Source organism: Streptomyces sp. NPDC048417 (genome assembly GCF_040651615.1).
Taxonomy (GTDB): domain Bacteria; phylum Actinomycetota; class Actinomycetes; order Streptomycetales; family Streptomycetaceae; genus Streptomyces.
Map to the genome: position 1 here is coordinate 23,377 of NZ_JBEZKI010000032.1, position 15,118 is coordinate 38,494.

14 protein-coding genes are annotated in these 15,118 nt (G+C 71.6%); 11 read left to right on the forward strand and 3 right to left on the reverse strand.

Annotated elements, in window-relative coordinates; genetic code table 11:
* Positions 1-30 precede the first annotated feature (30 nt).
* Positions 31-1,017 (reverse strand): ATP-binding protein, encoded by a 987-nt coding sequence (locus AB0D59_RS39410; RefSeq protein WP_362575871.1) that lies wholly within the window; start codon positions 1,015-1,017, stop codon positions 31-33.
* Positions 1,018-1,112: 95 nt separating this feature from the next.
* Between AB0D59_RS39410 and AB0D59_RS39415 the strand changes: the two genes are divergently transcribed.
* Positions 1,113-1,934 (forward strand): oxidoreductase, encoded by an 822-nt coding sequence (locus tag AB0D59_RS39415; RefSeq protein ID WP_362575872.1) that lies wholly within the window; start codon positions 1,113-1,115, stop codon positions 1,932-1,934.
* Between the two features lie 397 nt (positions 1,935-2,331).
* Here AB0D59_RS39415 and AB0D59_RS39420 read toward each other — a convergent pair whose 3' ends face one another.
* A complete protein-coding gene (locus tag AB0D59_RS39420; RefSeq protein WP_362575874.1) occupies positions 2,332-3,156 on the reverse strand; it encodes an HAD-IB family hydrolase in 825 nt (274 codons plus the stop codon).
* Positions 3,157-3,739: 583 nt separating this feature from the next.
* Between AB0D59_RS39420 and ssd the strand changes: the two genes are divergently transcribed.
* The 7 genes from ssd to AB0D59_RS39455 all read left to right on the forward strand — a co-directional run bounded on the left by ssd (position 3,740) and on the right by AB0D59_RS39455 (position 8,770).
* Positions 3,740-4,834: a septum site-determining protein Ssd gene (gene ssd, locus AB0D59_RS39425; protein WP_362575876.1), complete on the forward strand. Its 1,095-nt coding sequence runs from the start codon at positions 3,740-3,742 to the stop codon at positions 4,832-4,834.
* Positions 4,831-6,012: a TadA family conjugal transfer-associated ATPase gene (locus AB0D59_RS39430; protein ID WP_362575878.1), complete on the forward strand. Its 1,182-nt coding sequence runs from the start codon at positions 4,831-4,833 to the stop codon at positions 6,010-6,012. Before ssd ends, AB0D59_RS39430 begins: the two co-directional genes overlap by 4 nt.
* A 152-nt stretch (positions 6,013-6,164) precedes the next feature.
* On the forward strand, positions 6,165-7,016 hold the full coding sequence (locus AB0D59_RS39435; protein ID WP_362575880.1) for a type II secretion system F family protein: 852 nt from the start codon (positions 6,165-6,167) through the stop codon (positions 7,014-7,016).
* The gene (locus tag AB0D59_RS39440) at positions 7,013-7,792 is read left to right on the forward strand and encodes a type II secretion system F family protein (RefSeq protein ID WP_362575882.1); all 780 of its coding nucleotides are present in this window, start codon (positions 7,013-7,015) and stop codon (positions 7,790-7,792) included. Before AB0D59_RS39435 ends, AB0D59_RS39440 begins: the two co-directional genes overlap by 4 nt.
* 66 nt (positions 7,793-7,858) lie before the next feature.
* Positions 7,859-8,038, forward strand: coding sequence for a DUF4244 domain-containing protein (locus AB0D59_RS39445; protein WP_362575884.1), 180 nt, complete (start codon positions 7,859-7,861; stop codon positions 8,036-8,038).
* A gap of 28 nt (positions 8,039-8,066) precedes the next feature.
* Entirely contained in the window at positions 8,067-8,387 is a 321-nt protein-coding gene (locus tag AB0D59_RS39450; protein ID WP_362575886.1) for a TadE family type IV pilus minor pilin, read from the forward strand.
* On the forward strand, positions 8,384-8,770 hold the full coding sequence (locus AB0D59_RS39455; RefSeq protein WP_362575888.1) for an Rv3654c family TadE-like protein: 387 nt from the start codon (positions 8,384-8,386) through the stop codon (positions 8,768-8,770). The genes AB0D59_RS39450 and AB0D59_RS39455 overlap by 4 nt, the downstream gene beginning before the upstream one ends.
* Here the strand turns inward: AB0D59_RS39455 and AB0D59_RS39460 are convergent.
* Positions 8,721-11,189, reverse strand: coding sequence for a DEAD/DEAH box helicase (locus tag AB0D59_RS39460; protein ID WP_362575889.1), 2,469 nt, complete (start codon positions 11,187-11,189; stop codon positions 8,721-8,723). The two genes, AB0D59_RS39455 and AB0D59_RS39460, sit on opposite strands and share 50 nt — an antisense overlap.
* 83 nt (positions 11,190-11,272) lie before the next feature.
* On the opposite strand from AB0D59_RS39460, the gene bldG reads away from it, so the two are divergent.
* The 3 genes from bldG to AB0D59_RS39475 all read left to right on the forward strand — a co-directional run bounded on the left by bldG (position 11,273) and on the right by AB0D59_RS39475 (position 15,024).
* Entirely contained in the window at positions 11,273-11,614 is a 342-nt protein-coding gene (bldG, locus tag AB0D59_RS39465; protein WP_010986038.1) for an anti-sigma factor antagonist BldG, read from the forward strand.
* Positions 11,615-11,853: 239 nt separating this feature from the next.
* Positions 11,854-12,288, forward strand: a complete 435-nt coding sequence (locus AB0D59_RS39470) for an ATP-binding protein (RefSeq protein WP_362575890.1) — start codon at positions 11,854-11,856, stop codon at positions 12,286-12,288.
* Between the two features lie 327 nt (positions 12,289-12,615).
* Positions 12,616-15,024 carry a sodium-translocating pyrophosphatase gene (locus AB0D59_RS39475; RefSeq protein WP_362575892.1) on the forward strand — a complete coding sequence of 803 codons (2,409 nt, stop codon included), beginning with the start codon at positions 12,616-12,618 and terminating at the stop codon, positions 15,022-15,024.
* The last annotated feature ends 94 nt before the right edge of the window (positions 15,025-15,118 follow it).

Here is a 15,118-nt window from a genome sequence, read left to right on the forward strand (position 1 = left end):
GGCGCCCCGCCGGCGGAGTGCCCACCTCCGTCAGACGGGCGCCGCCACTCCCTCGCCGAGCACGAAGCCGGGGTCGATCTGAGCCGCCAGGTCGGCCCCGGTGCGCTCGTTGCCCCACGACTGGGCGTTCTTCAGGTGGAAGTGGACCATCTGCCGGGTGTACCGCTCCCAGTCCCGCAGCTCGTACGTCGCGTCGGTGGCGACCTTGAGGGTGTGCAGGGCGCGGGAGTTGGCGTCCTCCAGGAGCTCGAACCGGGGCGGGCGGCCCTTCTCCATGGCGCGCACCCAGTCCGAGTGCCCGACCGTGACCAGCAGGTCGTCCCCGACCTCCGCGCGAAGGAAGTCGACGTCGTCCTGCCCCTGCACCTTGTTGCCGACGACCTTCAGCACGACGCCGAAGTCCCGCGCGTACTCCTTGTACTGGCGATAGACGGAGACCCCCTTCCGGGTCGGCTCGGCGACGAGGAACGTGATGTCGAAGCGGGTGAACATGCCCGAGGCGAAGGAGTCCGAGCCCGCCGTCATGTCGACCACGACGTACTCGTCGGGACCGTCGACGAGGTGGTTCAGGAACAGCTCCACGGCTCCCGTCTTGGAGTGGTAGCAGGAGACCCCCAGGTCGGCGTCCGTGAAGGGCCCGGTGACCATCAAACGGACGGCCCCGCCGTCGAGTTCCACCGGGCGCGCACAGGCGTCGTACACCGGATTGGGCTCCCGGACCCGGACCAGCCGCGAGCCCTCGCCGGGCGGGGTGGTCTTGATCATCGTCGCGGCGGAGGCGATGCGCGGGTTGTTGCCGCGCAGGTAGTCCTTGATCAGGGAGAGCCGCTCGCCCAGCGCGGGCAGCGCCGCCGACTCCGTCTCGTCGAGGCCGAGCGCGGGGCCCAGGTGCTGGTTGATGTCGGCGTCGACGGCGACGACCGGCGCGCCGGCGGCCGCGAGGTGGCGGATGAACAGGGAGGAGAGCGTGGTCTTGCCGCTGCCGCCCTTCCCGACGAAAGCAATTTTCATGTTCACGAAGAGTAGTCGTGCGATAGCTGTATGTGTCAGGTGAAGTGAAGAAGACCACTCCTTCGTGGAGTGGCGGCCAGCGGGTGCGTAGGGTCGTACTCATGAGTACGTCACGTGCGACCGCCGATCCGCTCGCGGCCCTGGGCTCGCTGCCCGGTGTGGCCGAGTCCGTGGAGTCCGTGCGCAAGGCCGTGGACCGGGTCTACGGGCACCGGGTCATGCGGCGCCGCAGCAACGCCGTCACCTCCGAGGCCGCGCTGCGCGGCGCCCGGGGCAGTGCGGCGCTGTCCGGCGCCGACTGGGCACTGGAGGAGGTCCGGCGGCGCTCCGACTTCGGTGGTGACGACGCGCGCGTGGTGGGTGCGGCCCTGCGGCTGACCGCCGAGGCGGGCCAACTGCTGTCCATCTGGCGGCAGTCACCGCTGCGCGTGCTGGCCCGGCTGCACTTGGTGGCGGCCGCGACCGGCGCCGATGAGGTGGGTCGGCCGCGCCGGGCCGGTGAAGACGTCGACGAGCCGCTGATCGAGCTGCCGCTGCCGGACGCCGACGAGGTGTCGGGGCGCCTCGACGGGCTCTCCGAGCTGATCATCGCGGGGAGTTCCGCGCCGGCGCTGGTGACGGCCGCCGTGGTGCACGGCGAGCTGCTCGCGCTGCGGCCCTTCACCTCGAACAACGGGCTGGTCGCGCGCGCGGCCGAGCGGATCGTGCTGATCGGCAGCGGCCTGGACCCCAAGTCGGTCTGCCCCGCCGAGGTCGGCCACGCCGAACTGGGCCGCGCCTCCTATCTGGCAGCCCTGGACGGGTACGTCTCGGGTACTCCGGAGGGCATGGCGGCCTGGATCGCGCACTGCGGCCGCGCGGTGGAGCTCGGCGCGCGGGAGTCGACCGCGGTGTGCGAGGCGTTGCAGCGCGGGGCGGCGTAAAGCCACTGGGCGGCCGGACGGCCACCGAAACGGGTTGCGGCGGTACGAGTCCTCGTACCGCCGCTGGCATGTTCACCGGGTTACCAGGCGTCCTCGAAATGTCGCCCATCAGGTCGGGTACTTTGCCCGTCACCTGGTGCGGCTGGCCCGTAATCGACGGGTCGACGTCGCGTGGGTGCCCGGTGTCCATGCTGGGTCCGTGGGGCCAGATGCGTTTTAAAGGTGATCCTCTCGGATGTCCTTCGGTCTCGCGGGCCGCTAACCCCTTTGTACTGCAAGCCCGGAGCAAGCGGAACCCCTGCCTGCAGTTCTTTACTTTTAGGTTCAAAGACAAGCTAAGTGGCGCTAAAGGGGCGCTGTTAGGTCGAACGGGTGAAAGAGGGAGTGGTGTGCCGGTTCAGGCGACCGAGTTCCGGCGCCGGCTCGCGTACCAGACCAGGCCCGCGGTGGCGGCGGCCGCTCCTATCGCGGCCGCGGCGACCAGGGCCGGGCGCGGCGGTGCGGAGATCCGCTGCTTGAGCCGGACCGGACGGTGGAAGTCCAGGATCGGCCAGCCGCGCCCGAGTGCCTCGCGGCGCAGCGCCCGGTCGGGGTTCACCACGTGCGGATGCCCGACGGCCTGGAGCATCGGCAGGTCGGTCGCCGAGTCGCTGTACGCGTAGCAGCGGTCGAGGTCGTACCCCTCGGAGGCGGCCAGCTCCCGGACCGCTTCGGCCTTCGTCGGACCGTAGGCGTAGTACTCCACCTCGCCGGTGTAGCAGCCGTCGTCGCCGACGACCATGCGGGTGGCCACCACCCGGTCGGCGCCCAGCAGTTCGCCGATCGGCTCGACCACCTCGGCGCCCGAGGTGGACACGATGACGACGTCCCGGCCGGCCCGGTGATGGGCCTCGATGAGGGAGGCGGCCTCGTCGTAGATGATCGGGTCGATCAGGTCGTGCAGGGTCTCGGCGACGATCTCCTTGACCTGCTGGACATTCCAGCCACGGACCAGACCGGACAGGTACGCGCGCGTGCGCTCCATCTGGTCGTGGTCCATACCGCCGACCAGGAACACGAACTGGGAGTACGCGTTGCGCAGGACCGCCCGGCGGTTGATCAGACCGCCTTGGTAGAACGACTTGCTGAAGGTGAGCGTGCTCGACTTCGCAATGACCGTCTTGTCCAGGTCAAAGAAGGCCGCTGTGCGGGGCAAGGAGTGGTTTTCCACGCCCCCGAGCATAGGCGCCCACCATTCGGCGTAAGGTGGGGCGCGTGGGTTTGCCTGAGAGGCCTCTCGGGTACACCATGGAAGTCACGGATCGTTCGCGACCGTGCTAACCCGGTCCGGCTCCTCCCCCCCCGAGTCGGCCGTGGAGACGACCCCCACTCTCCCCCCCGGTGGGGGTCGTCGCATGTCCGGACGGGTTTTTCCTCTCTTCTCCGAGTCCTGAGATCTTGGTCGGGCGGCTGCTGCCGTCCCTTTCGCATGCCCATGATCCGTCACGCTGGGTAGTCGTGACGCTGCTCTGTGGAAGTCGCCCAGAGCCCAGAACGGGACTCACCGGTATGGGTGACAGCGATATTCACAACCATCGGGTTGTCCACAGTTTTGGACCAAGATCCACACGATTTCCGGGTTCGCTGCACCGTGATTCCAGCGCGCTCCGGCGGCGGCGAGTTCATGGCCGGTTCCGATTGCCGGGCGCCAATGGCCGGTTTCTGTCGGCCGTGCATATGGAGGCCGCTTGCCGGTTCTTCACACGTATGGGAATCGCGTGGCCCCGGAGGCCGCGCGCAAGAACGCAGCCAAGGGGGAAGCTCACGTGGCCGGAACTGTCACCCATGAATCACCGTCCGCCGCCCCGGGACGGCCCGGACGCCCGATGATCGTCACCGAGGACGCCGATCTCCTCGACGACCTGTTGCGCCTGTGCGCGGCGGCCGGCGCGAAACCCGAGGTCCACCACGGGGTACCGGAACGCGGCGGCTGGGAGTCCGCCCCGCTCGTCCTGGTCGGCGACGACGTCGCGCGCCGGGTGCGTGGGGCCGCGCGCCGACGCGGGGTGGTGCTGGTCGGCCAGGACCAGGACGACCCCGATGTATGGAAACGCGCCGTGGAGATCGGCGCCGACCATGTCCTGATGCTGCCCGACGGCGAGCAGTGGCTGGTGGACCGGATCGCCGACGTCGTCGAGGGTGTGGGCCGCCCGGCTCTCACCGTCGGGGTGATCGGCGGCCGGGGCGGGGCCGGCGCCTCCACGCTGGCCTGCGCGCTCGCCGTCACCTCCGCGAGGGAGGGACTGCGCACCCTCCTCGTGGACGCGGATCCACTGGGTGGCGGAATCGACGTACTCCTCGGCGCCGAGACGGCCGAGGGCCTGCGCTGGCCCGCGTTCGCCGCCTCGCGCGGGCGGCTCGGCAGCGGCGCCCTGGAGGAGTCACTGCCGGAACTGCACTCGCTGCGGATCCTCAGCTGGGACCGCGGCGACAGCGTGGCCATCCCGCCGCCCGCCGTCCGCGCGGTGCTCGCCGCCGTCCGCAGGCGGGGCGGCACGGTCGTCGTCGACCTGCCGCGGCGCCTGGACGACGAGGTCGCCGAGGTCCTCACCCAGCTCGACCTCGCCGTCCTGGTGGTTCCCGCCGAACTCCGCGCGATCGCGGCGGCGGGCCGGGTGGCGGCCACCGTCGGCATGGTCGTGCGCGATCTGCGGGTGGCGGTACGAGGCCCGTACGCGCCGGGACTGGACGACCGCGAGGTGGCCCGGCTGCTCGGCCTGCCGCTGGCCGGCGAAGTGCCCGTCGAACCGGGCCTGTCCCGCCCTCACCGGAAACCACCGGGTGCCGCCGCCCGTGGACCGCTGGCCCGCTTCTGCAAGGGCTTCTGGGAGCGCACGCTCGTCGAGGCGGGTGGCGTATGAGGCCCGGCACCGTGGGCGCGGACGGCCCGGCCCTGCTCGACGGGGTCCGGCGCTGGCTGGCCGAGAGCGGCGCCGAACCGACCCCCGCGCGCGTGGCGCAGGCGCTGCGCGCACAGGGCCGGGTGCTCGGCGACGCCGAAGTCCTCGGCGCGGCCGAGCGACTGCGCTCCGAACTGGTCGGCAGCGGCCCTCTGGAACCCCTGCTCGCCGATCCCACGGTCACCGACGTCCTGGTGTCCGCCCCGGACCGGGTCTGGGTGGACCGCGGTGGCGGCCTGGAACTGACCCCGGTCACCTTCCCGGACGCGGCGGCCGTACGGCGCCTCGCGCAGCGACTGGCCGCGGTGGCCGGCCGGCGCCTGGACGACGCACGTCCCTGGGCGGACGCCAGGCTGCCCGACGGCACCCGCCTGCACGCGGTCCTGCCCCCGGTGGCGGTCGGCTGCACCTGTCTGTCCCTCAGGGTGGTGCGGCCGCGGGCGTTCACGCTCGACGAACTGGTGGCGGCCCGGACCGTGCCACCGGGCGGCGACCGGATCCTGCGCGCGCTCCTGGAGGCCCGGCTCTCGTTCCTGGTCAGCGGCGGCACCGGCACCGGCAAGACGACCCTGCTGAGCGCGCTGCTCGGCCTGGTGGGTCCGGGGGAGCGGATCGTGCTCGCCGAGGACTCGGCGGAGCTCAGGCCCGAACACCCGCACGTCGTACGGCTGGAGACCAGACCCGCCAACCAGGAGGGCGCAGGCCTGGTCACCCTGGAGGACCTGGTTCGCCAGGCGCTGCGGATGCGTCCCGACCGGCTGGTCGTCGGCGAGGTGCGCGGCCCCGAGGTCGTACACCTGCTGGCCGCGCTCAACACCGGGCACGAGGGCGGCTGCGGCACGGTGCACGCCAACGCGGCGGCGGACGTCCCGGCCCGCCTGGAGGCGCTCGGTACGGCCGCCGGGCTCGACCGGGCCGCCCTGCACAGCCAGTTGGCGGCCGCGCTGTCGGTGGTGCTGCACCTGGTACGGGACCGCACGGGCCGACGGCGGATCGCCGAGGTGCATGTGCTGGAGCGGGACCCCTCGGGGCTGGTGCGGACGGTACCGGCACTGCGCTGGGGTGCGGAGGCCTTCGCGCGCGAGCCGGGGTGGGAGCGGCTGCGGGGGCTGCTGCGAAGTGACGCCAGTGGTCTCTGAGCCTGAAGTGATCTGAGTCATCTGTGGGCTCGAAGTGACCGACTGGTCCGTGGGTCCGAAGCGGCCGAGTCACCCGGTCCGCGGTGGCTGAGTCGCGATCCGAAGTGACCTGAATGGTCTGCGAGTTGGAAGGGGTTTGTGTGATGGGTGGGATGACGGTCGGTGTGGCCGTGACATGCGGCGGGATCATGGCGTGGCTCCTCGCCGAACGGCAGTGCGAGGTACGGCGGGCGCGGCTGTTGCTCGCCGGAGGCGGGTCGGTGGCCGCCGGACCGCCCTCCTGGGAGCGGACGATCGGGGAGTTGCGGCGCCTGTGCGGCCGATGGCGGAGTGAGTGGTGGGCCCTGACCGTCGGCATCGCGCTGGCCCTCCTCGCCGCCTCGGTGCTTCCGGTCCTCGCGGGGGCGGCCGGGATGCCGGTGCTGCGCAGGCTGCGGCTGGCCCGGCAGGCTGTGCGGGTCCGGCAGGCCCACGCCGACGCGGTGATCGCGCTGTGCGGGGCGCTTGCCGGTGAGGTGCGCGCGGGACGGCAGCCCGGTGAGGCGCTGCTGCGGGCCGCCCGGGACTCCGGCGGGCTGGGCGAGGCCCAGGCGACCGTGGTCGCGGCGGCACGCTTCGGCGGGGACGTGCCGGGCGCGCTCGCTACGGCCGCACGCCAGCCGGGCGCCGACGGCCTGCTGGGGCTCGCGGCCTGCTGGCGGGTGGCCGTCGACCAGGGTGCCGGGCTCGCGGCCGGCCTCGACCGCCTGGACGCGGCCCTGCGCGCCGAACGGGACCAGCGCGCCGACCTGCGTGCCCAGTTGTCCGGCGCCCGGGCCACCGCGGTGCTGCTTGCCGCACTGCCCGCCCTCGGCCTCCTGCTCGGCTCGGCCATGGGCGCCGACCCGCTGCGCGTACTGCTGCACACCGGGGCCGGGCTGGGCTGCCTGGTCGCCGGAGCGGTGTTCGAGGGCGCCGGGATCTGGTGGGCGGCCCGGATCGTGCGGGGAGCTGAGGCGGCATGAGCGCGGAAGTTGTCCACAGGCTGGGGGTGACGGTCGCGGTGCTGCTGGCCCTGGGCTGGTCGGCGTGGCGACTGGAGCGGGCCAGGCGCAGGCGCTGGGCCCGACGCAGGGTGGGCGAACTGCTGGCTCTGGAGATGCCGGAGCGGCGGTCCGACGTCGGCGGTGCCGTCCGCGGGTGGCTGCCGGCGGTCGGTGTGGTGTGCGGCGGCTGGGTGCTGGTCGGTGGGGTCGTCGGAGTGCTGCTCGGGCTGGGCGTCGCCCTGGGGCTGTGGCAGTGGCGGCGCCGAGAGGGGGACGCGGGACGGGCGGCGCAGGCCGAGGCGTCCCGGGCCGCTCGCCAACTTCCGCTCGCCTCCGACCTGCTGGCCGCCTGCATCGCAGCCGGGGCGGGCCCGGTGGTAGCCGCCCAGGCCGTCGGCGAGGCGCTCGGCGGACCCGTCGGAGAAGGGCTTGCGCGGGGTGCGGCGGAGGTCCGGCTGGGCGGTGAACCCGCCGAGGCCTGGCGGCGGTTGGCGGCCTTGCCGGGTGCCGCCGCCCTCGCCCGGCTGCTGGAGCGCGCGGACGAGTCCGGGCTGCCGGCGGCCACCCCGGTCGCGCGGCTTGCCGCGGACGCCCGCGCGGAGTGGGCGAGAAGCGCGACCACGCGGGCGCGGCGGGCGGCCGTGCTGATCTCCGCGCCGGTGGGGCTGTGTTTCCTGCCCGCGTTCATCGCGGTCGGGGTCCTGCCCGTGGTGATCGGGCTGGCGGGCGGGGTCCTGCGAGGGGGTGGTGGATGACCGGGGGCGACAACGGGCCGTCAACAGGAACTGATCACTGAATTCAAGACATTCAAGGGAGTCGAGATGTACCAGAAGATGCGGAAGTTGCTGCGCGGGGACGCGGGAATGGTCACGTCCGAGTACGCGATGGGGATCATCGCCGCCGTCGGGTTCGCGGCGGTCCTCTACGCGGTCGTGACGAGCGGGCAGGTCAGTGCGGAGCTCCAGGCCATCGTGAAACGAGCCCTCAGTGCGCGGATGTGAGCAAGGGCGCGGGACGGACCGCGGGTTCGTGACGGCGGAGGCGGCCGTGGTCCTGCCGGTGCTGGTGGCGTTCACGATGGCGCTGGTGTGGGGGCTGCTCGTGGTGGCCGCCCAGATCCGGTGCGTGGACGCCGCCCGCACCGGGGCGCGGGCCGCCGCGCGGCAGGACGCCGAGGACGCGGTGGTCGCCGTGACGAAGCAGGCCGCGCCGGACGGGGCGACGGTCACGATCGGCCGGGAGGGCGACCAGGTGCGGGTGACGGTGGTGGCGAGGCCGCCGGTGCTGGGCGGGCTGCCGTTCCAGGTACGGGAGTCGGCGGTCGCGCTGGCGGAGGAGGCGGGGCCGTGAGACGCCGGTATTCGGATCGCGGGTCGGCCACCGTCTGGAGCGTCGGCGCGATCGGCGTCCTCTGCGTGGTGTTCGGCGTGGTGCTCGGGCTGGGGCAGGTTGTCGTGGTCCGGCACCGCGCGGCCGGGGGTGCCGACATGGCGGCCCTCGCGGCCGCGGATCACTGGGCCGAGGGGACCACCGCGGCCTGCGCCCGGGCGGACCGGGTGGCGCGGGCTCAGGGTGCACGGCTGACGCGGTGCGTGATCGTGGGAGACGTCTCGGATGTGACGGCTGCGTCGGGTGGTGGGCCGTTCACGGCGGAGGTCCGGGCCAGAGCGGGCCCCACTGCCGCTAGCCCTCCGCCGGCTTCTCCTCCGGCGCCCCCTTCAGCAGCACCGTGAGGAGCCGCACCGCCCCCCGTTTGTGCAACGGATCGTTTCCGTTCCCGCACTTGGGCGACTGGATGCAGGAGGGGCACCCCGCGTCGCACTCGCACGCGGCGATCGCCTCCCGTGTGGCCGTGAGCCACGCGCGGGCCGTGTGGAACGCGCGCTCCGCGAAGCCCGCGCCGCCCGGGTGGCCGTCGTAGACGAAGACCGTCGGCAGCAGCGTGTCGGGGTGCAGGGGGATCGACACGCCGCCGATGTCCCAGCGGTCGCAGGTCGCGAAGAGCGGGAGCAGGCCGATGGAGGCGTGTTCGGCGGCGTGCAGGGCGCCGCCGAGGATCTCCGGGTTGATCCGGGCCTCGTCGAGCTGGTCCTCGGTGACGGTCCACCACACCGCGCGGGTGCGCAGTGTCCGAGGAGGGAGATCGAGTTTCGTCTCGCCCAGCACCTCGCCGGTGATGAGCCGGCGGCGGAGGAAGGAGACCACCTGGTTGGTGACCTCGACGGAGCCGTAGCAGAGGCGGCCGTCGCCCCAGGGGACCTCGATGTCGGTCTCCAGGACGGAGATGGCCGTGGTGTCGCGGGCGACCGTGGAGTACGGCGGCTCCGCCTGTTCGACCAGCGCGACCGAGTCCTCCAGGTCCAGGGAGCGCACGAGGTACGTGCGGCCCTGGTGCAGGTGGACCGCGCCCTCGTGGACCGTGGAGTGCGCGGCGCTCGCGTCCACCGTGCCGAGCAGCCGCCCCGTGCCCTCTTCGACGACCTGCACCGGGCGGCCGCCCTCGCCGCGGATGTCGGTCAGCTCGGCGGCCCGCTCCCGCCGGGTCCAGTGCCACGCCTTGGTACGGCGGCGCAGCAGCTTCGCGGCCTCCAGCTGCGGCAGCAGGTCCTCGCAGGCGGGACCGAACAGGTCGAGGTCGTCGTCGGTGAGCGGGATCTCGGCCGCGGCGGCGCACAGGTGCGGGGCGAGGACATACGGGTTGTCGGGGTCGAGGACCGTCGATTCCACCGGTTGGTCGAACAGGGCCTCGGGATGATGGACGAGGAACGTGTCCAGCGGGTCGTCGCGGGCCACCAGGACCGCGAGGGCGCCCTTCCCGGAGCGGCCCGCGCGACCCGCCTGCTGCCACACAGAGGCCCTCGTACCCGGGTACCCGGCGATCAGTACGGCATCCAGCCCGGAGACGTCCACGCCCAGCTCCAGGGCCGTGGTGGCGGCAAGCCCGAGGAGCTCCCCGGAGTGCAGCGCGCGTTCCAGGGCGCGCCGTTCCTCGGGGAGGTAGCCGCCGCGATAGGCCGCGACACGCCGGGCGAGGGAACGGTCTACCTCGGCGAGCCGTTCCTGGGCGATGAGGGCGATCAGCTCGGCGCCGCGCCGGGAGCGCACGAAGGCCACCGACCGCACGCCCTGCACGGCGAGGTCGGTCAGCAGGTCGGCGGTCTCGGCGGTGGCGGTACGGCGGACCGGGGCGCCCTTCTCGCCGTGCAGCTCGGTCAGCGGCGGCTCCCAGAGGGCGAAGACCAGCTCGCCGCGTGGGGAGGCGTCCTCGGCGATCTCCACGACCGGCAGCCCGGTGAGACGGCGGGCGGCGACGGCCGGCTCGGCGGCGGTCGCGGAGGCCAGCAGGAAGACCGGGGAGGCGCCGTAGCGGGCGCACAGGCGGCGCAGCCGGCGCAGCACCTGGGCGACGTGCGAGCCGAAGACGCCCCGGTAGGTGTGGCACTCGTCGATGACGACGTACTTCAGCGACTTCAGGAAGGAGGACCAGCGGGCGTGCCCGGGAAGTATCCCGCGGTGCAGCATGTCCGGGTTGGTGAGCACGTAGTTGGCGTACTGGCGGATCCACTCCCGCTCCTCGTACGGGGTGTCGCCGTCGTACACCGCGGGCCGTACGGCGTTACCCAGCGGTTGTGAAAGTTCCTTCACCGATCGGCACTGATCTGCCGCCAGTGCCTTGGTGGGAGCCAGGTAGAGGGCGGTGGCGCCGCGGCCGTTGGGTGATTCGGAACCGTCCAGGAGGGTGGAGAGGACCGGCACGAGATAGGCCAGGGACTTGCCGGAGGCGGTGCCGGTGGCGACCACCACCGAGTCGCCGTCCAGGGCGTGCTCGGCGGCCAGCGCCTGGTGTTCCCAGGGATGCTCGATGCCGCCCGCCTGCACGGCCGCGACAACCTCCGAACGAATCCGGTCAGGCCAGACGGCATGCCGACCCGCTCGCGGGGGCAAGTGCTCCGTATGAGTGATGCGCGAAGCCCGGCTCGGCCCGGAGGCGAGCCGGTCCAGGACCGTGCCCGGAGAGAACCCGGACGCGGCCGGAACCGAGGGTCGATCGGATCGGTGATTTATGGCCATCGGGACCGAGTGTGTCACTGGCGTGACGGACAATGGGGCCAAGGCGTCGTGCACGCCTGCCGGTAAGTGATTGAATGCCATCGCGGCTGGCGTACCGTCCCGGGGGCCGCAAGCCGAGGTGTCCCAAGGGGCGACCCGCTCGATAGCAAGGTGCTGGAGGATCCGTGGACCTGTCCCTGTCGACCCGTACCGTCGGCGATCGTACGGTCGTCGAGGTCGGTGGCGAAATCGACGTATATACCGCGCCCAAGCTGCGCGAGCAGCTGGTCGAGCTGGTGAACGACGGGAATTTCCACCTCGTCGTTGACATGGAGGGCGTGGATTTCCTCGACTCCACCGGGCTCGGCGTACTGGTCGGCGGCCTGAAGCGGGTGCGAGCCCATGAGGGCTCGCTGCGCCTGGTCTGCAACCAGGAGCGCATTCTGAAGATCTTCCGAATCACCGGTCTCACCAAGGTGTTCCCGATCCACACCTCGGTCGAGGAAGCGGTGGCGGCCACCGACTGACCCGGGCCGGCCGACGGCTTCCGGACCGCCGATCGGTCCGCGCCGTCCGGCCGGCCTTCGACACGGGCTCGTACAGAGCAGTACGCATGCCCGTGTCGCCCCCCGCCCGCTCGGGCCCGCGTGCCCGTGCCGGCAGCCGTTCACGGGTCGCAGGCCCGCGGCGGACGCAATTCATCGGGGGGGCCGGGTTTTCGGCGATCCGGCCCCCTACCGCACGCCCGTAGTTCCGAGGGGGACGTATGGCCACCGTTGAACTCCGCTTCAGCGCGCTGCCCGAGCACGTCCGCACCGCCCGACTGGTGGCGGCGGCGGTGGCACGCAGGGCCGGAGTGGACGAGGCCGTCCTGGACGAGGTCCGGCTGGCCGTCGGCGAGGCCTGTTCCCGCGCTGTTGGTCTGCACCAGAGCGCCGGCATCACCGAGCCGGTGCGGGTGGCGCTGATCGAGGACGAGAAACAGTTCTCCATCGAGGTCGGCGACGAGGCACCCCGTTCCGCCCCCGTCGACCGGGCGACCGGTGCGGCGCCGGACGCGGACGTGGAGGCCGAGGAGGACGAGATGGGCCTCGCGGTCATCAGTGGTCTCGTCGACGACGTGGAGGTCACCGCCGGGGAGCACGGCGGCCTGATCCGCATGACCTGGCCGACCATCCCGCCCGGAGTCGCGCTCACCTGAGAGTCACCCGATCATGAGCAGGGCCCTGCTGAGCAGGGCCCTTCTTCTTATTTTCCGGCGAATGTCATCCGGTCGCCGAATTCGTGAAAGAATTCACGATCAATGATCCGGTGGATCGCCCGATAATTGGATCAAGCGCCGAATAGGCCAATGGTGATCGTCAATGCTTTTAGAGCGTTACCACTTTCGGGTTCGTCGGCGTGACCTCGATCATCTGCTGAAGAGCACGAGAAGGCCAATTCCGCTTACCGTCCCCTGTTTAGATCACTCGTGGGTACCTACAATCCGTCCACATCTTGAGCTCAGCCCAAGCGTCAAGGAGGACGAATGGCGGGGCTTTCTACCCCTCATCAGTTGGGTCACCCCACAACCCTCGCGGCCGCGGTCCTGACCGACGACAACCGGGTCCTGGTAGCGGTGATCGCCGTCGTGGCGCTGGCCGCGCTCGTGGTCGCCTGGATCCTGGTGCGCCAGGTGCTCGCGGCCGGCGAGGGCACCGACAGCATGAAGAAGATCGCGGCGGCGGTCCAGGAAGGCGCGAACGCCTATCTGGGCCGGCAGCTGCGCACCCTCGGCGTATTCGCCGTCGTGGTGTTCTTCCTGCTCCTACTGCTGCCTGCGGACGACTGGAATCAGCGCGCCGGCCGGTCGATCTTCTTCTTGATCGGCGCGGCCTTCTCGGCGACCACCGGTTATATCGGCATGTGGCTCGCCGTGCGCAGCAATGTGCGCGTCGCCGCGGCCGCCCGGGAAGCCACCCCGGCGGCAGGCGAACCGGAAAAGGATCTCACCGCCGTCTCGCACAAAGCCATGAAGATCGCTTTCCGCACAGGCGGCGTGGTCGGCATGTTCACGGTGGGGCTCGGCCTGCTCGGCGCCTCCTGTGTGGTGCTGGTGTACGCGGCCGACGCGCCGAAGGTGCTCGAAGGATTCGGCCTCGGTGCCGCCCTGATCGCCATGTTCATGCGTGTCGGCGGCGGCATCTTCACCAAGGCCGCCGACGTCGGCGCCGACCTGGTCGGCAAGGTCGAACAGGGCATTCCGGAGGACGACCCGCGCAATGCCGCGACCATCGCCGACAACGTGGGCGACAACGTCGGCGACTGCGCGGGCATGGCGGCCGACCTCTTCGAGTCCTACGCGGTGACCCTGGTCGCCGCGCTGATCCTCGGCAAGGCGGCCTTCGGGGACGCGGGTCTCGCCTTCCCGCTCCTGGTGCCGGCCATCGGTGTGCTCACCGCCATGATCGGCATCTTCGCGGTCGCCCCGCGCCGCAGCGACCGCAGCGGCATGAGCGCCATCAACCGCGGCTTCTTCATCTCCGCGGTGATCTCGCTCGCACTGGTCGCGATCGCGGTCTTCGTGTACCTGCCGGGGAAGTACGCCGACCTCGACGGCATCTCCGACGCGGCCATCAGGGCCAAGGACGGCGACCCGCGGATCCTCGCGCTGGTCGCGGTCGCCATCGGCATCCTGCTGGCGGCCGTCATCCAGCAGTTGACCGGCTACTTCACCGAGACCAACCGGCGTCCGGTCATGGACATCGGCAAGTCCTCGCTGACCGGCCCGGCCACCGTGGTCCTCGCCGGCATCTCGATCGGCCTCGAATCGGCCGTCTACACCGCCCTGTTGATCGGCCTCGGCGTCTACGGGGCGTTCCTGCTCGGCGGTACGTCGATCATGCTGGCGCTGTTCGCGGTGGCGCTGGCCGGCACCGGCCTGCTCACCACGGTCGGTGTGATCGTCGCCATGGACACCTTCGGGCCGGTCTCGGACAACGCGCAGGGCATCGCCGAGATGTCCGGCGACGTCCAGGGCGCGGGCGCGCAGGTACTCACCAACCTGGACGCCGTCGGCAACACCACCAAGGCCATCACCAAGGGCATCGCCATCGCCACCGCCGTCCTCGCGGCGTCGGCGCTCTTCGGGTCGTACCGGGACGCGATCACCACGAACGTGCAGGACGTGGGGGTGAAACTGACCGGTACGGGTGCTCCGTTGACCCTGTCGATGGACATCTCGCAGCCCAACAACCTCGTCGGCCTCATCGCCGGCGCGGCGGTCGTCTTCCTCTTCTCCGGACTCGCCATCAACGCGGTGTCGAGGTCGGCGGGTTCGGTGGTCTACGAGGTGCGGCGGCAGTTCCGCGAGCACCCCGGGATCATGGACTACACGGAGACGCCCGAGTACGGCAAGGTCGTCGACATCTGCACCAAGGACGCCCTGCGGGAGCTGGCCACGCCGGGACTGCTCGCCGTGATGGCGCCCATCTTCATCGGGTTCACGCTCGGCGTCGGGGCCCTCGGCTCCTATCTCGCCGGCGCGATCGGCGCGGGCACCCTGATGGCCGTCTTCCTGGCCAACTCCGGCGGTGCCTGGGACAACGCCAAGAAACTCGTGGAGGACGGCCACCACGGCGGCAAGGGCAGCGAGGCCCACGCCGCCACGGTGATCGGCGACACCGTCGGCGACCCCTTCAAGGACACCGCGGGACCCGCGATCAACCCGCTGCTCAAGGTCATGAACCTGGTCTCGCTGCTCATCGCACCAGCGGTGATCAAGTTCTCGTACGGCCATGACAAGAGCATCGGCATCCGGATCCTGATCGCGGTCCTCGCGCTGGTCGTGATCGTCGGCGCGGTGTACATCTCCAAGCGGCGCGGTATCACCGTCGGCGACGACGAGGACAGCGCCGAACGCGTGGCCAACTCGGCCGATCCAGCGGTGGTTTCGTAAGCGGTCTTACGACGGCCGCCAGGGCTCTCGCGAGGGGGCTCGGCCAACGAGCGGGCGGATGGCGTGTACTGACACGCCGTCCGCCCGTTTCGTG